The sequence below is a fragment of the Herbaspirillum sp. DW155 genome, assembly GCF_037076565.1.
Lineage (GTDB): Bacteria > Pseudomonadota > Gammaproteobacteria > Burkholderiales > Burkholderiaceae_D > Herbaspirillum.
Map to the genome: position 1 here is coordinate 276,923 of NZ_AP029028.1, position 22,649 is coordinate 299,571.

Genomic DNA, 22,649 nt, shown 5'->3' on the forward strand with positions numbered 1-22,649 from the left:
TGTAGACCAACAGCAGAAAAACCGGCCGGATGTGCAGCAAGGCGGCTGCAAGTACCGCTCCGGCATCGAATTATTCCGATGCGGGCTTGCCCTTGGCCGGCTTGGGATACACCTTCAGCACGTCGATGGGCTGCGCATACACCGAACTCCAAGTCTGTTCGTGCAAGGCCGCCACGCGCTGCGCCATGGCGGCGTCGTGCAGCACCACTTCCAGATTACGCGAATTGTCCAGATAACCGCCGGCCCAGTTGCTGGTGCCGATCCAGGCCACCTGGCCATCGATGCTCATGGCCTTGGTGTGGATCACCCGCGCAAAGGGGATGAAGCCGCCGGACGCCTGCGGCAGCGTGACGATGCGGATCTCCACATTGGGCAGCAGCGCCAGGCTTTGCAGGTAGCGGATGGCCGGGGCTTCGGTATTCCAGTTCGACACCATCAGCTTGATCTTCACGCCGCGCGTGGCCGCCGCGCGCAGGGCATCGTCGATCACGGCGTAGTAGGGCCGGGTGTGGTTGGGTCCGTAGGACAGCGGCGCATAGTCCAGCAACTGCACCCGCACCTCTTGCTGCGCCTGCCCGATCAGACGCACCAGTTCGCTTTGCGAGTCGCCCACGCCGGGCGGGTTGAAGGCATTCGGGCTGGCCACCAGGTAGTTGCCGCGCGCCACCTCGGCCGGCACCACGCCGTGATTGGTCACGGCCGGTGGCTGCCCGGCGGCGATGGCGGCTTGCGCGGCCCAGTCGATCTCGAAGATGGCTTGGACCTGCGCGGCCACGGTCGGGTCGGTGATCTTCAGCCCGGTTTCGTGGATGTGCGAGAACGAGCGCCAGTCGAAGTTCTGGCTGCCCACATAGGCGCTGCGCCCATCGACCACGAAATACTTCGCATGGATGATGCCGTTGCCGGTCATGCGGGAATAATCGATCTGGCGAAATTCCAGGTTGGGAATGCGCCTGAGCTTCTCGATGGTGGCCGGGACTGAGGCGAATTCTCCCTTCTTTTCCATCAGGAAGCGGATCTTCACGCCGCGCCGGCCAGCCGCTTCCAGATGCGCCATGATGTCATCCAGCGCCTCGCCATCCTGCCCGGCCACGTAGAACTGGCCGAACACGATCTCCCGCTGCGCCGCATCGAACATCTCCTTCCACACCAGCGCCGCATCGCGCAGGTCGGGCGTGGCCAGCGTGGTCTCGCGCGGCACCGTGTGGACCAGCTCGAAGCCGGGAATGGCGAATTCGGCGTGGACCGGACCGGCCAGCGGGAGCACAGCCGCGAAGGCTGCGGCAAGGCGGATGAGGAGACGGCGGGAAGCGGATTTCATGGTCGTGGCAGAGGAAGGGACACAAATCGTTCAGGCAACGTGCAGCTTGCTCTGCGGCTGCAGCGGGTGGTTGGGCTGCTGGTTCACACGGCCCACGCAGGCGCGCAGCATCAGTACCTTCAGGTGATCGTTGATGCGTTCGATGCGTTCCTGGAACAGGTTGAAGAAGAACATGCCGACCACCGCAATGCCGATGCCCAGTGCCGTTGCATACAGGGCCGTACCGATGCCCTGCGATACCTGGCCCGGATCGGACACGCCCTGCACGGCCAGCGCCTTGAAGGTATCGATGATGCCGAGGATGGTGCCCAACAGGCCCAGCAGGGGCGCAGCCGTGACGATGGTATCGAGGATCCACAGACGCTGCTGCACTTCGCCGCGCTTGGCGATATAGACCGATTCGCTGAAGTCTTCCAGATCCTTCTCGGTATGCAGGTGGTGCTTCTCGGCCAGGATGTCCGACACCAGCGCCAGCGGCAGGCTGGGGCGGGTGGTCAGCCCGGCCGGCAGCTCCTGCAGGTGCTGGACCGCGTGGGTCATGGCGCGCTCCAGACCGGTGGCCTGGCGCATGGTGTAGCCGAAGAACAGGCCGCGTTCGACGATGACGAAGATGGCCAGCGCAGCGCAGGCATACATCAGGTAGAAAGCCAGTTCGTGGAGTAATTGCATGTTCATGCTTGCCTCTCTTGCAGTGGTGGGGCGGCCCTTGCTGCAGGCCGCCCCGGTTCAGGCCGCGATCAGAAATCCGCGGTCACGGTAACGGTGAAGGTGCGCGGGGCACCGATGTAGAGCGAAGGCGCGGTGCCGGCGATGCCGTTGACCGCCACGGCATTGGTGGTGAACTGGCTGCCGCTGCCGCCGTTGAGGTTCAGGTACTGCTTGTCGAACAGGTTGTACAGGTTCAGACGCACGGTCGGCTTCTTGAGCCAGGTGCTGGACGCGAAGGTCATGCCGGCGCCGGCGTTGAACACGGTGTAGCCACCCAGCGTATCGTCGTTGACCAGCGTGGTGTAGCGCGAGCCGGTGTACTTGGCCTGACCGAACACGTACCAGCCATCCTGTTGATACTGCAGCGACAGGCCCGACAGCCAGTTCGGCGTATCCGGGAATTCCTTGCCCGAGGTCGGCAGGTACTGCGTGGAACCGTTGCGCAGATCCTGCTTCATCTTGCTCTTGATGTAGGACAGCGAGCCATACACCGACAGGTTGCGGTTGAAGGCGTAACCGGTTTCCAGCTCCAGACCGTGCGAGGTGGAGTCGCCGACGTTGTAGTCGGTCTTGTTGTTGGTATCCGGGTTGTAGGCGCTGGCGATACGGTTGTGATAATCGATGTAGAACAGCGAACCGGAGGCCATCCACTTCTCGCTGTTGTAGCGATAGCCGAGGTCGTAGTTCCAGGAGGTTTCCTTGTCCACCGGCACTTCGCGCTGGGTGGCGCCGACCAGCTGGCCGTTGACGATGGTACCGCCCGAGAGCAGGCCGAAGTAGGAGAAGTTGCCCGGTGCCTTGAAGTTCTTGGCGGCGTTGAAGAACACCGACTGCTTTTCATCCAGTTGGAAACGCACGCCCAGGCTGGGCAGGAAGTCGGCGTAGTTCTTCTTGACCTTGTAGAAGCCGGCGCTGGAATAGCTGTTGGTGCCGCTGGTGGAACCGGTGCTCGGGTTGTTGGTGAAGTCGCGGTCGATGGAAGAATAACGGCCGCCGACTTGCACGTTGAGCTTGTCGTTCATCAGACTGATGCTGTCTTGCAGGAAGATCGACTGGGCCGTGCTGATGGTCATGGTGTCGCGGTACTGCAGGATGGAGCCATCGGCATTGCGCAGCCACAGGTCGGAATTGTCCTGCCACAGGTCGGCGATGTTGCCGTTGTTGTCCACGCGGCTGAAGGGGCCGGTCTGCTGGTGGCGCGCGCGTTCGACCCAGTAGCCGGCCAGGATGCTGTGGTTGTCCAGCTGCTGGTTGAACTTGAAGGTGACGCCCGGACGGTAGGTGCGGGTGCGGCTGCCTTCGTAGGCATAGACGGTATCGAGACGGTCGCCGTCGCCGTTGATGTCGGCGGCGCCGCCACCGAGCTGGCTGGCACCGGAAACGCCGCCTTCACGCACGGTCTGCAACTGGTTGCCGCCGGTGCCGAAGCCATACCAGAAGTAGGGATCGACATCGATGCTGGAGGTCGGACTGAGCTGGAAGTGGGCGTTGACGGTAGCCAGCCAGTTCTCGAAGGGATTGAGGTTGTAGGCGTAGTAGGCGTTGTTGGCGATGTTGGCCGCCACGTTGGGCGCATAGGTGGTGTCGTTCTGCGCGGTCCCCGCCACGGCCGGCTGGTGCTGCGGGATGGTGCTGCCGAAGTCGGCGTTCTTGCCCAGCTGGGCGATCTGGGCCTTGGTCAGCGAGCGGTAGTTGTTGTTGAGCTGACGGTTGTAGAGCAGGTTGGCATTGATGAAGCTGCCCTGGCCGAGGTTGAAGTTGGTGCCGATGTCGACGTGATCCTTGATGGCGCCGCCCGGACCCTTGAACTTGTCGGCCGTGGTCTTGGAGTACGAAATGAAGAACTTGAACTTGTCATCGAACAGCTTGCCCGAGTCGAAGCGCACATAACGCTTCCACAGGCTGTTGGAACCGAAGGCATTGGTCACGCGGATGCGCTGCTGGTCTTCCGGGGCGCAGAAGGTCATGCCGATGTTGCCGCCGGTGGCGCCCACGTGCGGGGCTTCGGTATCGGTCGAACCCTGGGTCACGAAGACGTTGCACAGGTTGTCCGGCTCGGTGTACTCCTGCGGATAGACCGCGAAGTTGCCGGAGTCGTTGACCGGTGCGCCGTTGATGGTGAAGCCGAGCTGGTCGCTGTTGAAGCCGCGCACGCGGATGTTGCCGCCGAACAGGCCGGTGCCGTCGTTGTCGTAGGTGTTCACGCCCGGCAGCAGGTTGATCATCTGGTAGGGCGTGCCGGTGGGCGATTGCTTCTCGATGTAGTCACGGTTGACCGAACTGCGCGCCTTGGGCGAATCCTCGGCCTGGATCAGACCGGTGGCCGCTGCTGTGCCCGCGCTGGCGCTGCCGCCACCTTGTACGGTCACGGTACCCACATCGGTGGTCTGGGCGAAGGCCGGTGCGCCTGCCATGAAGAGCCCGGATATCAGCAAGGACAGCCGGGTGAGTTTGCATTGCATGTCATGTTCCCCTGGGTTTGTTGAACTGCGTGTTGAAATCGTTGCGCCTGGGCTGCCGGCCTCAGGCGGGAATGAATTCCAGATCGGCGGTAAACCGGTGCGTGCTTTCGCCCTTGTAGCTGTCTTCCGGGAAGGGCGCGAAGCTGGCGCGGTTGATGGTCTTGCGGGCGGCGTCATCGAGCAGCATGGAATTGGAAGAACTCTCGATGCCGCTGTCGACCACGCTGCCATCGCGCTTGAGGACGAACCACACGCGCACCTTGCCCTGCGGACGCAGCGTGCTGGCCTCGCGTCCGGTCGGATAGCGCTTGATGCTGTTGAGATGCGCGCGCAACTGGCCCACGTAGGTCTGCTCGATGTTGGCGGTATTGACCGGCGGCGGTGCCGGCGGGGCGACGGGCGCAGCCTGCACCGGGGGCGCAGCCGGGGCGCTGGCCTGCGGTCTGGCGGCCGGCAGGACGGGCGCTTCCGAGGACGGCGTGGCCGGTTCCACCGGTGCCGGGGCCTGTTTGGCCGGAGCCGGTTTGGCGACCGGCCTGGGCGCTTCCTGTTTCCTGGGTGGTTCCACCGGCTTGGGCGTGGGCTCGACCTGCGGCTTGGGTTGCGGTGGTGGCGGAGGCGGTAGTTCCATCAGCGCGATCTGCACCGGCTGCGGGTCTTCCTTGCGCTTCAGCTCGGTGGCCTTCTGCACGCCGGCCAGGATCAGCACCGCCAGCACCACCAGCGAGGGCAAGGTGGCCAGCGGTTCGCGGAAACGGAAAAAGAGCGGGACGTTCATCATCACGGCTTGCGGGTGGCAATCGAGATGGAATCGAAACCGCCCTTCTTGAGCGTATCCATCACGTCGACCAGGCGCTGTACTTCCACGCCGCGGTCGCTGTTGATGATGAGGTTGAGTTTTTCGCCTTCCTTGCGCAGCTTGTCCAGGCGTGCGGTGAGCGCGTCCAGCGTGGTGTTCTCGCCATCGACCTGGATCACGTCATCCTTGGCGATGGTGATGATGGCCTTGGTCTGCGGTTTCAGGTCCTGGGCGGTGGACGAGCTGGGCAGCCGGGTCTTCAGGCCCAGGGCCGGAATCACGTTCAGGCTGATCAGCACGAAGAAGACCAGCAGGAACATCATCACGTCGATCATCGGGATGATCTCGACGCGGGCCTTCCGTTTTTTGGGTTCGTCCCAACTGCGCATGCCACACTCCTCGAAGCTTCGTTATACGATTTGTAGCGCTATAGTTTTTATAGCGATGCGCAGCGTAGCGAGGAAATGTGTCGTGCGTATTACACCATGTTGGATTGAGTGAAGAGTCGTGAAGAAATTGTTGCCTCACTGGCCCGTGAACTCACCCCGACGCCTGCCGGCGACAGGCGCCGCTGTCAGGTTCAGGGACGTGGCAGGGGCAGGCGCGGCAGCAGCGACAGCAGCAGCTTGCAGAGATAGACCACGATCAGGGAGCCCGAGAGGTCGCCGATGGACATGACGATCAGGCCGCTCCAGAAATCCGGATAGACCCCGCGCATGACGAACCAGATCAGCTGGAACAGCGGGTTGGAGAGCGCATAGAGCAGGATGCAGGCCATCAGCCGGGTGGTGTTGAGATTGTCCAGGTTGCGTCCCAGCTCCATGCCCGAGAGCGTGAGCCGGTAGGCCAGGTAGGGCGCGCCGGCCGAAATCAGGCAGTAGCCCGCCACGGCGATGGGGTCCTGCGGAAACAGCGCATAGGTAGCGGAGGTGGCCAGCGAGCCGATCAGCAGGCCCACGCAGCCGGCCTCGGCAAAGAGCAGGGTGCAGATCAGGCGCACCCCGGCCGGCAGGTAGATCCAGGCGATACCCTCGGTAAACTGGGTGCGCCGGAACAGCCATTCATTGATGGAATAGAACAGGAAATAGCACAGTGCCGTGCCGGCAATGGCGGCCAGATGGGTGCGCAGCGAGGTTCGTGATTCTGATGGGGCTTGCATGGCGGGGCGGGCTGGGACATGCGGAACGGCGCGTATGTTACCCATTAAGCAGGGCAGGCGCATCTCAACAATTTTCAACGGTGTGGCGTGCCAGCCTCGCAAACGGGGCGCGCAAACGGCTGTGGCCGGTGTTTTGCGCCCGTCAATGCCTTAAGGATTGCACTCCCGGGCTGGCCCGGCGTATGATTCGCTATCAATTCTGGAACGATAGTTTGCAGACCAGTTACGCTGCCAGCACGTTCCCGTTTTGCATGACAACAACCAACACCATCGCCATATGGGTAAAAACAAGCGGCCGGCAGATATCTACCTGCGATTTCTGCAACTGGCTGAAGCACTCCGGGGATTGCCTGCACTGCCCACACTGGATCCGCTCGAAGACCGGATCCTGGCCTTCATCGCCCGTGCCGGTCAGGAGCAGCAACGGCTGTCGGTGCGCGACCTGATGGCGCAAAGCGAATTCGGTTCGCCGGCCATGCTGCATGCGCGGCTGAAGTCCATGCGCGAGAAGGGCTGGATCGTACTGGCCGATACCGAAGACCCGCGCCGCAAACAGGTCGAACTGAGCCAGGCCGCCTGGCTGCATTTCGACAAGCTCTCCAAGTGCCTGCTCCAGGCCACGCGCGACAAGTAAGCGCGCCTGCCGCGCCCGGCTGTCATCGTCCGAAAACACCGGCCCGCTGCGCGGCACGGCTTTGCAGCGCCGGCTTTCCCCTTTTCTCTGCTCCTTCTTGCGGTGGCTGATGTTGGCCGGCCGCAGCCCTGCGCCCCGTCTTCTTCCACTGTCTTTGCTTGTCATCCTGCCATTGCCGGGCCGGCAATGCATCGGGTGCGGCATGTTGTTTGCTTCAAACGCCGCCATGACGCCGTGCAGACAAGCCCGGTGCTTTTCTATATGATTGCCGGCCGAAAAAAGAAGGAGTGATCGATGGCGAACGCGTGCGGTGTGGATTTCGGCACCTCCAATTCCACGGTTGGCTGGCAGCGCCCGCAGGCCGGGGATTCCCTGCTGCTGCCACTGGAAGACGGCCGCGCCACGCTGCCCTCGGTCGTGTTCTTCAATGCCGATGAAAACAGCTTCAGCTACGGCCGCGCCGGGCTGGGTGAATACCTGGCCGGCTACGAAGGACGCCTGATGCGCTCCCTGAAGAGCTTGTTGGGTTCTGGCGCCATCGATGGTCAGACCGAAGTGGGTGGCCGCGCGCTACCCTATCGCGGCCTGCTCTCGCAGTTCATCGGCGAACTGAAGCAGCGCGCCGAACGGGCGGCCGGTACCTCTTTCTCCAAGGTGGTGCTGGGACGTCCGGTGCACTTCGTCGACGAGGATGCGGCGGCCGACCAGCTGGCCCAGGACACGCTGGAAGAAATCGCGCGCGACGTCGGCTTCAAGGACATCGCCTTCCAGTTCGAACCGATTGCCGCCGCCTTCGATTATGAATCGCGCATCGACAAGGAAGAACTGGTCCTCATCGTCGACATCGGCGGTGGTACCTCCGACTTCTCGCTGGTGCGTCTGTCGCCCCAGCGTGCGGCCCGCAGCGAGCGGCGCGACGATATCCTGGCCAATGGCGGCGTGCATATCGGCGGTACCGACTTCGACAAGTATTTCAGTCTGGCCTGCGTGATGCCGCTGCTGGGCCTGGGTGGCCGTCTGCGCGGCAATGCCGAGATCCCGTCGAGCTATTACTTCAACCTGGCGACCTGGCACACCATCAACCAGCTCTACACCCGCAAGGCCTGGCAGCAATTGCAGGACGTGGCCCGCGAAGTGGCCGACCGCGAACGTTTTGCGCGACTGCTGGATGTGGTCGAGCAGCGTTGCGGCCACTGGCTGGCGCTGCAGGTGGAGGCCGGCAAGATCGCATTGTCCTCGGCCGACCAGACCCTGCTGGACCTGGACCGCCTGCGTCAGCCCGAGCAATTGCCGCTACTGCGCAGCGACTTCGACGCTGCGGTGGATCACCTGGTGCAATCGGTCGAGCAGACCGTGCTGGCGCTGTTGCAGCAGGCGGGTCTGCGCGCCGACGACATCGACAGCGTGTTCTTTACCGGCGGCTCCAGCGGTGTGCGCCTGCTGCGCGAACGCATCGGTGCGCTGGCTCCCCAGGCCAGGCATGTGGAGGGTGACCTGTTCGGCAGCATCGGCAGCGGGCTGGCGATCGACGCGGCGCGCAAGTTCGGCTGAGGCCCGTAGGAAGCCCGACTGACGCTGGTTTGCGGCGAGGTGAAACAGAATGCAGGCCGGCACATCGGAGCGCCCGTGCTGAGCGGCATCGCAGAACCGGCCCTGCAGCAGCGTGAAGCTTTCCACCGAATTTTGGGGGCGCCGCGCTGCCCGTTACGGGCCACTCACAGCATCGCCAGCGGCTGCTTGCGCCGTGGCGGCGGGAAGGCCGCATCCAGTTCCTTGAGGTCGTTCTCGTTCAGTTGCAGTTCCAGGCAGGCACGATTGGCCTGCACATGGGCCGTATCAGCGGCCTTGGGAATGGCGATCACACCTGGCCGTCGCAATACCCAGGCCAGCGCCACCTGGGCCGGTGTCACGCCGTGGCGTTGCGCCACCGCCTTGATAGCGGGGTGCTTCAGGATGCGTCCCTGTTCGATGGGCGAATAGGCCATCACGGCCACCCCGTTTTCTACCGCCTGCGGCAGCAGGTCATGTTCGATGCCCCGGCGCGAGAGGTTGTAGAGCACCTGGTTGCACAGGTACTGATCGCCACCGGGCTCTTGCATCAATTCATCGATGTCATCGGTATCGAGATTGCTCACGCCCCATCCCCTGATCTTGCCTTGCGCCATCAGCGTCTGCATGCCCGCGATGGTGGCCGAGAGCGGATGCGGGCCGCGCCAGTGCAGCAGGTAGAGGTCGAGATGATCGGTCCCCAGGCGCTTGAGGCTGGCCTCGCAGGCGGCGATGGTGCCGCGTTCGCTGGCGTTGTGCGGCAGCACCTTGCTGACCAGATACACCTGTTCGCGCCGGCCTGGCCGACGATGCGTTCTGATTGCCCGTCGGCGTACATCTCTGCGGTATCGATCAGGGTCATGCCCAAGTCGATGCCGACCTGCAGGGCACGCACCTCGGCGCCGGCGGCCGCCGCAGAGTCGCCCATGTTCCAGGTGCCCTGGCCCAGGGCCGGGACATGCGCGCCATTGCGCAGGGTGAGCAGGGGAATCGGCTTCATGCGGGCTTCCTTCATGGGTGGTGGGGAAACCATTAGAACCCATTTTGCGCATCGGTTCACCGCACCCTGATGATGCCACCGGGAAACGTTGGCGGGGCCCGCAACAACTGGCATGATCGCAGCCACTCAAAACAAAAAGCTCATCGGGGAAAAGTTCATGCTGCGTCGTTTGCGTACCGCCTTCGCCAATTACTGGGCGCGCTGGTTGCTGGCACTGTTGCTGATCGGCCTGGCCGAAGCGGTGGTCTACGACGTGTTGCCCAATCGTCTGGTCGAGCGCCTGGACCTGTTCTTCTACGACTTGCGCATGCGCGTGACCAAGCCGGCGCTGGACCCGCGCATCGTCATCGTCGACATCGACGAGCGCAGCATCGCCGAACTGGGCCGCTGGCCCTGGAGCCGCGATGTGGTGGCCAGGCTGGTCGAGCAGATGACCCGCACTTATCAGGCGCAGTCGGTCGGCTTCGACGTGGTATTCGCCGAGCCCGATACCAGCTCCGGTTATGGCCGCCTGGAAGACCTGGCGCGCGGGCCGCTCAAGGACGTACCGCAACTGGCCCGGCAATTGCGCCTGCTCAAGCCCGAGATGGATTACGATGCGCGCCTGGCAGACGCCCTGCGCGGCCAGCCGGTGGTGATGGGCTATGCCTTTTCCAATGAAGCCGGTGCCGTGGTCAAGGGACAGTTGCCGCCCGCTGCCTTCGCCGTGGCGGACCTGGGCGGCCGCGCCGTCGAGGCGATCCGCTGGCGCGCCTATGGCGCCAACCTGCCGCAACTGCAAGCGGCGGCGCGCGCGGGCGGCTTCTTCAATCCGGTCCCTGATGACGATGGGCTCATCCGCAGCGTGCCGTTGCTGGTGCGTCATGGCGACCAATTCTATGAATCACTGGCCCTGGCCACGGCCCGCGTGGCGGTCGGTGGCAAGCGTATCAAGCCGGTCTTCCTGACCAGTGCTGACGGACTCCTGGGCCGGCAACAGGACAACTATGACGCCCTGGCCGCCATCGCGGTGGAGGCGCGTCCGCAGCCGCTGATCATCCCGGTGGAGCGCAAGCTGACCACGCTGGTCACCTACCGGGGCTCCGGTGGTCCGCAGGGTGGGGCCTATCGCTACGTACCGGCGGTGGACGTGATCCGTGGCACCTATCCACACGAAAAGCTCGATGGCCGCATCATGCTGGTGGGCACCACCGTGCCGGGCTTGAACGACCTGCGGGCTACGCCCGTGAACCCGGTCTATCCGGGGGTGGAGATCCACGCCAACCTGATCGCCTCCATCATCGACGACGACTTCAAGACGCGGCCGGATTATGCGACCGGCTACGACGGCATGCAGGTGGCACTGGCCGGCCTGCTGCTGGGCCTGCTGCTGCCGATGCTGGGGCCGCTGGCCTCGGTGCTGCTTGCGCTGGGCAGCGCGGCGGCATTGGGCGGACTCAACTTCTGGCTCTATGACAGCGCGGGCATGGTGTTGCCCCTGGCCACGGCCTTGCTGCTGGTGCTGTTGCTGTTCATCAGCAACCTGGCCTGGGGCTATCTGTTCGAATATCGCAATCGCAAGGCCATCGTCAACCTGTTCGGCGAATACGTGGCGCCGGAACTGGTGGCCGAGATGGCGGCCAATCCGGCCAGCTACAACATGGAAGGCGAGATCCGCGAACTGACCGTGATGTTCTCCGACGTGCGCGGTTTCACCAGCATCTCGGAAAGCCTCCAGCCTAACGAACTGCGCGAATACATCAACGCCTACCTGACGGCCATGTCGGAAGACATCCGGGGCAATCGCGGCACGCTGGACAAATACATCGGCGACGCCGTGATGGCCTTCTGGGGCGCGCCGCTGGATGTGCCCGACCATGCCGCGCGGGCAGTGGCGACGGCCCTGAAGATGCAGCAGACCACGGTGCATCTGAACGAGGAATTCGCGCGTCGCAACTGGCCGCCGCTGAAGATCGGCATCGGCCTCAACAGCGGCCAGATGCGCGTGGGCGACATGGGTTCGCGCATTCGCAAGGCGTATACGGTGATGGGGGATGCGGTCAATCTGTCTTCGCGCCTGGAATCGATCACCAAGGTCTATGGCGTGGGCGTGCTGGTGGGCGATGCCACGCGCCAGGCTGCGCCGCAGTTCGCCTATCGCGAGCTGGACCGGGTGCGCGTGAAGGGCAAGAACGAACCGGTGCCGATCTTCGAACCGCTGGCCATCGAGAACGAACTCGATGCCGCATTGCGCGCCGAAGTCGAGCAATGGCACACGGCGCTGGCCCTGGTGCGCGCGCAACGCTGGGATGAGGCACAAGCCGCCATCGGGCACCTGCAGTCCCGCCATGCACGCGGGCTCTACGTGCTCTATCTGGAACGCATCGCGCATTACCGCCAGACACCGCCGCCTGCCGACTGGGATGGCGTGACCACGTTCGAGACCAAGTGAGGGGCGCACGGACCTGAGCGGGGACTTGCCTGCTTGCATTCATTTCCCTCGGGCAATCGATTTTGCTGAGCTTGCACCTGACCGTCGGCACAAACGTTCGTGTGGTGTGGTCTTGACTGAAATTGTTTGCAGGCTGATGGTATAAATTATTTCCGTACGGCAAAAAAAGCGCTGTGCAATCGTCCGCAAACGCCCGCCAGGCGCGGTTTTTGGACGATAGTTGTCGACTAGGACAGGTCTAGTCAGTATACTTTGCGGGCATCAAATGCGATGCCGCCTGGCAAGGCGGTGGCGCCAACGGCAGCGATGCAATCCCTCCTGCAAGAAAGGGAAAATCGGTGCCGGGTATGTCTGCTTCAGGGGTTCCTTTTCGTCGTTCGTCTTTCGTCGTTCGTCTTCGTTTTTGTTTTTCGTTTCCGTGGTCAGGGCGCAGCGCGTGCCGGTCATCGCTTGCGCGTGCGCCATCCTGGGGACGGCGCACGCGCGCAAGACGGGAAAAGGTGGCAGGGAGCGCAAGGTCATGACCGCGCTTCGCAACAAAAAAACTGGGAGGGCCTGCCGGGGGGCAGGTCACTTGGACAATGATTCGATGCTTTCAGCATTCTCTGATGGGCATGGCGCTGCTGGGCGGTGCCGTGACCGCGTTCGCGCAGCCGGCAGGGCCTGCCGCTGCGCCGGACAATGGCGCGCAGGTGCATAACGACGAGCGTTTTGACATCGCCCGCTTTGCCGTCGAAGGCAATACCTTGCTGGCGCAGTCCCAGGTGGAGGAAGCGGTCGCCCCTTTCAGCGGCCGCGGCCGCGTCTACGGCGATATTCAGCGGGCGCTGGAAGCGCTGGAAAACGCTTATCGCAGTGCCGGTTACACCGCCGTACAAGTGAGCGTGCCCGAGCAGGAGCTGACCGGTGGCGTGGTGCGGCTGCAGGTGCTGGAGACGGTGGTGGGCAAGGTGGTGGTCAACGACAACCGCCATTTCAGCGAACAGAACATCCGCGCCAGCATCCCGCAACTGGTGGAGGGCAGCGCGCCCAATCTGCGCCGCATCTCCGAGTCGGTGCAACTGGCCAACGACAATCCGGCCAAGCAGGTCAACGTGACCCTGTCCGCCTCCGAAACCACCAACCAGATCGATGCCGCCATCGCCGTCAAGGATGATGCGCCCCTGCGCGTGATGCTCAACGTCGACAACAGCGGCAGCGCCGACACCGGCCACTGGCGTACCGGCGTTGCCCTGCAGCACGCCAACCTGTTCAACCGTGATCACGTCGCTACCGTGGCCTATACCACCTCGCCCGACAGTCCATCGGGTGCCAAGGTCGATCTCTATTCGCTCGGCTATCGGGTGCCGCTGTATGGGCTGGGTGACAGCCTCGATCTGATCTACGGCAAGTCCAACGTCAGCTCGGGGCAGACGCTGGCGGTGAACTCCACCCTCAACATCACCGGACGCGGCGACATCTATGCGCTGCGCTGGAACCACTACTTTGCGCGCAGCGGCGAGTGGAGCAGCAAACTGGTGTTCGGCGCCGATTACAAGAAGGTCGACTCTTCCTGCAACATCAACGGTGGCCTGCTCAACGGCGCCTCGCTCAATACCTGCCTGCCGTATTCCACGCTGCCGCTGTCGGTGAGCTACAGCGCCCAGCAGCAGGGCGTGGGCCAGGTGCTGGATTACAACATCGGCATCGCCCGCAACATGGCCACCGGCGAGGCGCGCCGCAACGATACCCTGCAGGTGACGGACCGCTATTCGCTCTTCACCGGGTCGCGTCAGTCCATGGACAACTTCATCGTCATCCGTGGCGGGGTCTCCTGGTTCAAGGTCTATCAGAATGACTGGCAGGTGCGCCTGGCCAGTGCGATGCAGGTGTCACCGCACGCCTTGCCTGCGGTGGAACAATTCGGTCTTGCCGGGGCCGGTGCCGTGCGCGGCTTCACCGAGCGCGCCGTGGCTGCAGACAGCGGAGCGGTACTCAACAGCGAACTCTATACGCCCGACCTGATGGCCAAACGCGAGACGCGCGGCAACCTGCGCCTGCTCGGTTTCATCGATGCCGGCCGCGGTGCCAATAACAACGTCACTGCCGCCTCGACGCTGCCCTCGACGGTGACGCTGGCCAGTATCGGCGCGGGCCTGCGCTATACGCTTGGACGTGATTTCAGCCTGCGCATGGACGTGGCGCGGGTGCTGCTCAACGGCAATTCGTCCACCGAACAGCGGGGCGATATCAACGCCCATCTGAGCGCTACCCTGGGGTTCTGACATGACATCGACATCCACATCCACTCCCTCGCAAGTGCCGGCGCCACCGGTCATCGAACTGCTGCCGCCCTCGCTCACGGTGCGCGTGGGCAAACGCCGGCTGACCCTCGCGTGGCGTGCGCGCAAGCCACTGCCGGGGCTGCTCTCGCGCCTGTTGCAGCGGGCGTGGGTGCGCCTGCTGGCACCGGGCTTGCGCCTGTCGCTGACGGCCGCTGCCGTGGGCGCGGCCTGGCAGGCGCCGGTGCTGGCGGCCGCTCCCGCCGCCAACACCTTGCCCACGGGCTGGAGCGTGGTCAACGGCAATCTCGGTTTCAACCAGAACGGCAATACCCTCAACATCAACCAGGGCTCGCCCCAGGCCATCGCCCGTTTCGCGTCCTTCAGCATCGGCGCCGATGCAGCGGTCAACGTGGCCCAGCCGAGTGCATCGGCGGCCTTGCTGGCCAAGGTCAGCGGGGCCGACATCTCGCAGATCTACGGCAAGCTCTCGGCCAACGGCACGGTGGTGCTGTACAACCCCAATGGCGTGGTGATCGGCCCCAGCGGTACGGTAGACGCGGCACGCTTCATTGCGACCTCGCTGGCCATCAGTGACAGCGATTTCCTGGCCGGCAAGCTCAACTTCACCAGAGACGGCACGGCCGGTCTGGTGGATAACCAGGGCAAGATCAGTTCGGCAACGGGTGGCAGCGTGTACCTGATCGGCGGTAGCGTTTCCAACAGCGGACTCATCACCAGCCCGCAAGGCGAAGTCATCCTCGCGGCCGGCCAGACCGTCACCCTGGCCGATACGGCCACGCCGGGCGTGACCGTCAACATCACCGGCAGCGCCGGCGATGTCACCAACCTGGGCAGCATCACGGCCGAGGCGGGCCGCATCGGGGTGGCCGCCGGCCTCATCACCAACAGCGGCGTCATCAATGCTTCCAGCGTGGTGCGCGAGGGCGGGCGCATCTTCCTGCGGGCCTCGGGCAACCTGACCACGACCGCCACCTCCAGCATCGGCGCCGACGGGACCAAGGGCGGCAACATCACGCTCTATGCGCAAAACAAGGCGTTCATCGATGGCGATGTCTCGGCCCAGGGCGCTTCCGCGCAGGGTGGCTTCGTTGATACCTCGGGCCTGCAGCAGCTTGACGTGGTGAAGGTGCCCAAGGTCGGCGCGGGAGGCACCTGGCTGATCGATCCCTATGATCTGGAGGTGGTGCGCGATCCCCCGCAGCACAACGCTACCCTGGAGCCGGTCGCCTGCTCGACCGATTATGCGATCACCTCCACGGCCAATGGCTCGCAGATCCAGGCCCAGACCATTTCCAATCAGCTCAGCAACGGTACCAGCATCCAGCTGGTGACCGGCAGCGGCGGCAGCCAGGCAGGCAACATCACGGTCAGTGCCGACATCATCAAGAGCGGAGAGTCGGTCAGCACGCTCACGCTCAATGCCGCCAACAACATCAGCATCAACGCCAACATCACCGCCGTGGCAGGCAGCTTGAACCTGAACCTCAATACCGGTCTCGGCAACGCTAATACCTCGCACCTGAGCACCATCAGCAGCGGTGCCACCGTCACGCTCAACGGTGGCTATCTGGTCGCCCGCAATGGCTATACCGGCGGCTATGCCAATGGCTCGCTGGCGATCAATGGCACGCTCGACCTGGGCAATTCCGGCGGCTTGAGCGCTGGTCAGGTCGTCGTGGGCAGCGGCGGGCTGCTGCAGGCGTCCGGGGGTAGCGAGATCACTCTGCGCGGGCTGACCAACAATGGCACGGTGAGCCTGGGCGGCGATGGCTACAGCAGCGTGCGCATCGGTAGCGGGGGAATCCTCAACGATGGCAACATCAGCCTGAACGGCGCCGGGCGGCTGCGCTCACGCGGCAATGTCGTCAACACCGCCAACGGGCGCATCCTGGTGGGGTCCGGCGAGGAGTCATCTTTCCTCCTGTCCGGGTCGCGCGGCCTGAGCAACAACGGCACCATCACGCTGGCCAATGGCAGTCTGCGCTTCCGCAATATCGACAACAACGCCAATGCCACCATCACCGGCAATGGTGCGCTGAGGGCGAGCGGTACCTTCTACAACGCCGGTACGCTCTCGCCCGGTGGTGCTGGCGCAATCGGTGCACTCACCCTCAGCGGCGGCAAGTTCGAGCAGGCCGACAGCGGCAGGATCCTCATCGACATCGCTTCCGACGCCCAGGACGGCTATGACCGGGTGGTCTTCAATACCCGCTCCGTGACCCTGGGCGGCACGCTGGAGACGCATCTGCTCAATGCCTATAACTCTGCGGCACCGCTGGGGGTCTTCAGTTTTGCCAACGAACTGGGCAGCCACAACAATTTCCGTTACGTCACCGGTGACATCGTTAATGACGGCGGCACCGAAAAAATGGTCAAGACCATCTACAGCGATGGCTCCGTCAGCCTGGCCCTGCGTGGACCGGATACCTTCACGCTGGCCGCCACCCAGTCAGAAATCGGCTGGGGCGATTCGCGCAACTGGGTCAGCAACAGCAACACCGCGCTGCCGACCCGGATCGATACCGTCATCATCGGTTCCGGGCGCAGCCTGAGTCACCAGGACGGCGACGATGTGGTGGCCAACCTGATCGTCAACGAGGGGAGCAGCCTGTACCAGAATGGCGGCAGCCTGACCGTACGCAACAGTGCCACCGTCAATGGCTCGCTGAACGTCTGGAATGGCAGCCTCAGCGTGGGCAATTCCACCAGCATCGCCGGTAATGTCCGCGTCGGTGGCGGCAACCTCAGCCTGAACGGTACCACCGGCATCGACAACGGCGGCCAGCTCTGGCTCGGCACCGGTACCGTCACGCTCAACGGCACCAACAACGTGGAGGGCAGCATCCTGGTCGATGGGGGCGGTTCTCTGACCACCAACGGCACCACCAACATCAACGGATCGCTCAATGTGTCCTATGGCACGGTGACGATGAACGGCATCAACAACCTGGCCGGTCAGGTCGATGTCAGTGATGCGCTCACCCTCAATGGCACCAACAATGTGAGCGGCAGCGTGCTGGTCTCCTCCGGGACGATGGCCCTCAATGGCGACACCCGGGGTGCAGGCAGCATCAGCATCGGTAGCGAGGGCGGCGGCGGTGATGGTTGCGATGGCGGATGCAATGAAGAGAGTTTCAGGGTCATGCCACGCCTGACCAGTTCGTCGGGCAGCGTGACGATCAACAATGCGTCGCAGTCGGCGCTTTCGGTGGACCTGCTGCACGGCAGCCTGACCGTAGGCGGCAACGTGCGGCTGGGTAGCCTGGCGGTGGGTGACGACGGCCAGGTCACCGGCAATGTCGGCTCACGCCTGGTGGTGGCCGGCTCCTTCAGCCAGGGCAGCGGCAACATGACACTGGCCGATGCGGCGTTGGTGCAGGACAGCGGCAACCTGTCGGTAGGCAATATCAGCGCCGCCAACCTGCTGCTGCAAGCGCGCCAGGGCAACATCACCCAGAACGACCAGAGCAGCTTGCACGTAAGTTCGCAACTGATCGCCTCGGCCAGCCGCGGCATCACGCTCAACAGTTCGGCCAACCAGATCGCCGGGTTTGCCGCCAGCAACAGCGGCAGCGGCGACATCACGCTCGTCAACCGGCTCAACACCAGCGATGCAACGGCGGTAGCGGTCAATGGCGTAACGGCGGCCAATGGCAACATCAGCATCGACAATACCGGTGGCGTAGTGACTTCGGCCCTCGGCAGCAAGGCCGGCTTCCTCGGCAATCTGCCCCTGAGCGCCGAGGGCAGTACGTTGAATACTTCGGACCTGCTGGCATCGCTGGGGATCGATGCCAGTGGCCAGTTGAAGAGTACCAACGGTTCGATCAGCGTGGTCACGCATAGTCCGCTGACCATCGGCAGCGGTGGCGTCAATGCCTCGGGCACCATCACGCTCACCGCCAGTGCTTCTTCCGGCAGCAACGATACGCTGACCATCAACGGGGTGCTGGTGACCACCGGCGGCAACATTACCCTGTCGGCGGGGGATTCGATGACCATCAATGCCAACATCTCGACGGCGGCTCCTGGCGTGGCGCTGTTCTCGGTCGCCTCAGGACAGTTGATCGGCTATGCCCAGGGGGTGACCATTACCGATGCCAATGGCGTGCGCACGCCGGTGCTTGGCACCAGCAACGTTAGCAACCCGGTTAGTAACACGGTGAGCAACCCGGTCAACAACACGGTGAGCAATACAGTCAGCAATACGGTCAACAGCACGGTCGTTGCAGAGCCTAGCCAGACCGCCCAGGTGGTGCAGCAACAGCAGAACCAGCAGACCAAGAACCTGCAGGCCACGCTCAACAATGTGCAGGTGTCCGACAGTCCGGTGCAGCTGCAGGGCACCGTCAACGTAGTGCAGCAGACCGGCACGGGCAACCAGACCGTGGGGGGCACCACGGACCACTTCGGTGACGAGGGCGATAACCGCAAGCAGGTCAAGAAACCGCTGCCGATGTGTACCTGACCAACCGGATGATGTGAGCTCCATGAACTTCTTCAAATACAACCTGCCGGGGCCGCTGTGGCCGCACCGGGCGCTGGCCCTGGTACTGCTGTGGCTGCTGGCGGCCACCCCGGCCTTTGCCCAATCGCAGACGGTGGTGGGCCAGGTGACCCACCTGTCGGGTGTACTGAGCGTACGCCATGCCGATGGCGCGCGCATGGTCCTCTCGGTGAAATCGGCGATCCTGCAGGGCGACACCCTCATCACCGAGCGCGAAACCTATGCCCGCGTCAAGTTCATCGACAACGGCGAGATCGTGCTGCGGCCCGGCACCGAGGTGGCCGTGAGCAAATACCTCTATGACGAGAAAGAACCCAAGAACGATTCGGTAGCCATCGGCCTGGTCAAGGGCGGGTTGCGGGCGGTTACCGGTCTGGTCGGCAAGCGCAACCATGATGCCGTCAATTTCGATACGCCGACGGCCACCATCGGCATTCGCGGCACCCACTTCGGTGCCCTGTACTGCCAGGATGATTGCGCCAGCGTGCCCACGCCCAGCGGCCAGCCGCCGGCCAATGGCCTGCACGTCGACGTGGTGACCGGGGCCATCCAGGTTTCCAATCCGAGCGGAACGCAAGTCTACAGCGCCGGCCAGTTCGGTTTCGTCCCCGCGGCGAATCAGCCCCCGGTGATCGTGCCGGCGACCCAGGGCGTGACGGTGACCATGCCGCCGGCCATCAGCAGCAACGGCAACACCGGCACGCAGAAGATCGGCGCGGCCAAGCTGGATGCCTGCGTGACGCAGTAAGCCGGGTGGCGCTGACTGCTCAGAATTCCAGAACGGTGCCGGTCGCCAGCATGCGCGGCTGATGCGGGCCGCTGCCTGCCGCGATCTGTTCGGCGATCTCTTGCAGCTGTCCGGGTTTGGCGTGGGTGATCAAGACCTCGGGCCGGCCTTGCAGATGCTGCAGTTCTTCCAGCAGCAGGCTGGGGCACAGGTGCTTGGACAGCAGGGCGAGTTCGCGGTCGCGGTCGGCGAAGGCGGCTTCGATGATGAGATAGCGCAACTGCTCGATGCGATTGACCGCTTCCCACAGCGGTGGGCACAGACAGGTGTCGCCGCTGAAGGCCAGCGAGGCGCCGCTGGCGTGATTGCGTATCTGGTACCCGATGGCCGGCACGGTGTGCGCGGCGGGCAGCGGCGTGATGCTGCGCTGGCCGAGTTGCACCGCCTGGCCAAGCTCGACCGTGGCATAGCGCAGGAAGGGCTGTTCGGCATTCGGAATGAGGCTGAAGTCGGGCCAGATGTGCCAGTTGAAGATGTGCTTGCGGATGATCTCCAGCGTCGCTGCGCTGGCGTGCATGGTCAGCGGCGTGCTGCGCATGTCGCCCACGCTGTCGATCATCAGCGGCAGGCAGGCGATGTGATCCAGGTGCGCATGGGTGATGAAGACGTGATCGATCCGCGCCAGCCGCGCCAGCGGCAGGTCGCCCACGCCGGTACCGGCGTCGATCAGGATATCGTCATCGATGAGCAGAGAGGTGGTGCGCATGCCATTGCCACCGATGCCCCCGCTGCAGCCCAGGATTTCTACACGCATTGTGATTGCCGCTCATAGGTTGTGGCTTCCCGCGCCGTCCCCCAAGGTGCTGGCTGAAAAGGAAGCTTGTTGCAGTCCGGAAACCCTTGTTGGGACTGGCTTTGCGTACGATGTGGCAAGTTATGCAACACACCCGGATGTTAAGGGATTCGGCACCGCCGCGCAATCGCAGGATCAGCGACCGGTAGCGGTGCACAATGCGCCGGCGCGCCCCGGACAAGCGTAGAATTGGCGGTCAATTCCCCCCAAGTTCGCTGCAAGACAGCGTGCGTAATCGTCCTAGAATCACGACGATGCCGAAAAAGCATCGGCAAAAAGCATCAGCAAAAAGCATTCGTAAAAAAAGCGCGCCGGAGTTGCCGTGTCGCAATGACCGCGCCGTATCCATACGCCAACGCTTCAGGGAGCCGCATGTTGCAAGCCGTCCATCCAGCAGCCCATCACTGGCTGACCGCCCGGTACCTGCCTCACTGCCTCGGGAGGCTGGTGGCATGAGCGCTCCGGCAAACATGCATGAGCTGGCCCCCAGCACCGGCGAGCACCGCGACATCGCCTATCGGCTGGAGCGCCTGACCGACCTGTGCCGCGAGCTGGGCAGCAACCGCGACATCCCGCAGTTGCTGGAACATATCCTGCTGACGGCGCGCGATATCACCCGCGCCGATGGCGGCACGCTCTACCGCAGCACCGACAACGGCCAGGCCTTGCGCTTCGATATCTCGGTCAACCAGACGTTGAAGATGCACCAGGGTGGCAGCAGCGGCCAGGCCATCTCGATTCCCGACATCGCCCTGACCCTGCCCGATGGCCAGCCCAACCTGGCGGCGGTGGCGGCCTATGCGGCCAACACCCGGCATTCGGTCAATATCGCCGATGTCTACCAGGCCAGCGAATTCAATTTCAATGGCATGCGGCTCTTCGACGAGACCTACGGCTACCGTTCCCAGTCCATCCTGACCGTGCCCATGCACGATCATGAGGGCGAACTGGTGGGCGTGCTGCAGCTCATCAATGCCATCGACCCGGACAGCGGCAAGCCCGTCCCTTTCTCGCAGACCGATCAGCGCTTCATCGAGGCACTGGCCGCCCAGGCCGCCGTGGCGATGACCAACCAGCAGTTGATCGGGCGCCTGGAACACTTGTTCGAAAGCCTGATCAAGCTGATCAACATCGGCATCGGCGAGAAGTCTCCTCACACCGGCCGTCACTGCGAGCAGGTGCCGCAGCTGGCGATGATGCTGGCCGAGGCAGCGCACAACGCCACCGAAGGTCCGCTGGCCGATTTCCGCATGACCGACGCCGACCGCCGCGAACTGTGGCTGGCCGGGTTGCTGCACGATTGCGGCAAGATCGGCACGCCCACCCATATCGTCGAAAAGGCCACCAAGCTGGAAACCATCTTCGACCGCATCCATCTGGTCGATACCCGCTTCGAAGTCCTCAAGCGCGATGCCGAGATCCGCGTCCTGCAGGAAAAGCTGGCCCTGGGCGCGGCCCTCACGGCGGAAAAATCGGCCGAACTGGACGCCGCCCTGCAGGCCGAACTGTTGCAGATGGACGAGGAGCGCACCTTCCTGCGCAAGATCAACTATGGCAACGAAGGCATGCGCGCCGAAGACCAGCAGCGCGTGCTGGACATCGCCGAGCGCAGCTGGCGCGGCCCCGATGGCCAGGTGCGCAAGCTGCTGGACGAGGAAGAAGCGGGCAACCTGCGCATTCGCGCGGGCACCTTGAATGATGCCGAGCGCGCCATCATCAACAACCACATCGTCATCACCATCCGCATGCTGGAGTCGCTGCCCTGGCCCAGGCAGCTTGCGCGCGTGCCCGAATTTGCCGGCGGCCACCATGAGCGCATGGATGGCAAGGGCTACCCCAAGGGACTGACGGGGGAGCAGATGTCGGTGCAGGCGCGCATCATGGCGGTGGCCGACATCTTCGAGGCGGTGACGGCGGCCGACCGGCCCTACAAGCGCGGCAACACGCTCAACGAGGCGGTGGAAATCCTGGCCGGCTTCAAGGCGCGCAACCATATCGATCCCGATCTGTTCGACCTGTTCGTGCGCGAACGCATCTATGAAAAGTATGCTGCGCAATTCATGCATCCCAGCCAGATCGACGAGGTTGACCTCTCGCGCATCCCCGGCCACGGCGGTTGAAAGCACAACGGCCGGGCCAAGCTGGGTTATGCTGATGGTTTCATAAAGTCCGTCATTGAAGAGCTGTCGCGCCGCGCGACGGCGCATCGAGGAAA

Annotated in this window: 14 protein-coding genes and 1 pseudogene; 7 read left to right on the forward strand and 8 right to left on the reverse strand. The window is 63.7% G+C overall.

Features of this window, described 5'->3' with window-relative positions; translation table 11 throughout:
• Positions 1-70: 70 nt before the first annotated feature.
• From AACH55_RS01285 to AACH55_RS01310, 6 genes are all read right to left on the reverse strand, one after another.
• On the reverse strand, positions 71-1,321 hold the full coding sequence (locus AACH55_RS01285; RefSeq protein ID WP_338717592.1) for a phospholipase D-like domain-containing protein: 1,251 nt from the start codon (positions 1,319-1,321) through the stop codon (positions 71-73).
• 30 nt (positions 1,322-1,351) lie between these two features.
• Positions 1,352-1,996 (reverse strand): MotA/TolQ/ExbB proton channel family protein, encoded by a 645-nt coding sequence (locus AACH55_RS01290; protein ID WP_338717593.1) that lies wholly within the window; start codon positions 1,994-1,996, stop codon positions 1,352-1,354.
• 62 nt (positions 1,997-2,058) lie between these two features.
• Positions 2,059-4,491: a TonB-dependent receptor gene (locus AACH55_RS01295; protein ID WP_338717594.1), complete on the reverse strand. Its 2,433-nt coding sequence runs from the start codon at positions 4,489-4,491 to the stop codon at positions 2,059-2,061.
• Positions 4,492-4,552: 61 nt separating this feature from the next.
• Complete coding sequence (locus AACH55_RS01300) at positions 4,553-5,272, reverse strand: TonB family protein (RefSeq protein WP_338717595.1); 720 nt, start codon at positions 5,270-5,272, stop codon at positions 4,553-4,555.
• On the reverse strand, positions 5,272-5,679 hold the full coding sequence (locus AACH55_RS01305; protein ID WP_338717596.1) for a biopolymer transporter ExbD: 408 nt from the start codon (positions 5,677-5,679) through the stop codon (positions 5,272-5,274). The genes AACH55_RS01300 and AACH55_RS01305 overlap by 1 nt, the downstream gene beginning before the upstream one ends.
• 191 nt (positions 5,680-5,870) lie before the next feature.
• A complete protein-coding gene (locus tag AACH55_RS01310) occupies positions 5,871-6,449 on the reverse strand; it encodes a hypothetical protein (RefSeq protein WP_338717597.1) in 579 nt (192 codons plus the stop codon).
• Between the two features lie 277 nt (positions 6,450-6,726).
• Between AACH55_RS01310 and AACH55_RS01315 the strand changes: the two genes are divergently transcribed.
• Both AACH55_RS01315 and AACH55_RS01320 read left to right on the forward strand, forming a co-directional pair.
• A complete protein-coding gene (locus AACH55_RS01315) occupies positions 6,727-7,083 on the forward strand; it encodes a helix-turn-helix domain-containing protein (RefSeq protein WP_338717598.1) in 357 nt (118 codons plus the stop codon).
• Positions 7,084-7,377: 294 nt separating this feature from the next.
• Positions 7,378-8,634, forward strand: coding sequence for an Hsp70 family protein (locus AACH55_RS01320; RefSeq protein WP_338717599.1), 1,257 nt, complete (start codon positions 7,378-7,380; stop codon positions 8,632-8,634).
• A 164-nt stretch (positions 8,635-8,798) separates the two neighbouring features.
• Here AACH55_RS01320 and AACH55_RS01325 read toward each other — a convergent pair.
• A pseudogene (locus AACH55_RS01325) lies at positions 8,799-9,631 on the reverse strand (aldo/keto reductase).
• A 157-nt stretch (positions 9,632-9,788) separates the two neighbouring features.
• On the opposite strand from AACH55_RS01325, the gene AACH55_RS01330 reads away from it, so the two are divergent.
• The 4 genes from AACH55_RS01330 (at position 9,789) to AACH55_RS01345 (ending at position 19,602) form a co-directional block, all read left to right on the forward strand.
• Positions 9,789-12,062: an adenylate/guanylate cyclase domain-containing protein gene (locus AACH55_RS01330; RefSeq protein ID WP_338717600.1), complete on the forward strand. Its 2,274-nt coding sequence runs from the start codon at positions 9,789-9,791 to the stop codon at positions 12,060-12,062.
• A 608-nt stretch (positions 12,063-12,670) separates the two neighbouring features.
• Positions 12,671-14,326: a ShlB/FhaC/HecB family hemolysin secretion/activation protein gene (locus tag AACH55_RS01335; RefSeq protein WP_338717602.1), complete on the forward strand. Its 1,656-nt coding sequence runs from the start codon at positions 12,671-12,673 to the stop codon at positions 14,324-14,326.
• Position 14,327: 1 nt separating this feature from the next.
• Positions 14,328-18,815: a filamentous hemagglutinin N-terminal domain-containing protein gene (locus tag AACH55_RS01340; protein ID WP_338717603.1), complete on the forward strand. Its 4,488-nt coding sequence runs from the start codon at positions 14,328-14,330 to the stop codon at positions 18,813-18,815.
• Between the two features lie 22 nt (positions 18,816-18,837).
• The gene (locus AACH55_RS01345; RefSeq protein WP_338717604.1) at positions 18,838-19,602 is read left to right on the forward strand and encodes a FecR domain-containing protein; all 765 of its coding nucleotides are present in this window, start codon (positions 18,838-18,840) and stop codon (positions 19,600-19,602) included.
• A gap of 19 nt (positions 19,603-19,621) precedes the next feature.
• On the opposite strand, the gene AACH55_RS01350 is transcribed toward AACH55_RS01345, so the two are convergent.
• The gene (locus AACH55_RS01350; RefSeq protein ID WP_338717605.1) at positions 19,622-20,395 is read right to left on the reverse strand and encodes a 3',5'-cyclic-nucleotide phosphodiesterase; all 774 of its coding nucleotides are present in this window, start codon (positions 20,393-20,395) and stop codon (positions 19,622-19,624) included.
• Between the two features lie 491 nt (positions 20,396-20,886).
• On the opposite strand from AACH55_RS01350, the gene AACH55_RS01355 reads away from it, so the two are divergent.
• Positions 20,887-22,554, forward strand: a complete 1,668-nt coding sequence (locus tag AACH55_RS01355) for an HD domain-containing phosphohydrolase (protein WP_338717606.1) — start codon at positions 20,887-20,889, stop codon at positions 22,552-22,554.
• Positions 22,555-22,649: the final 95 nt, after the last annotated feature.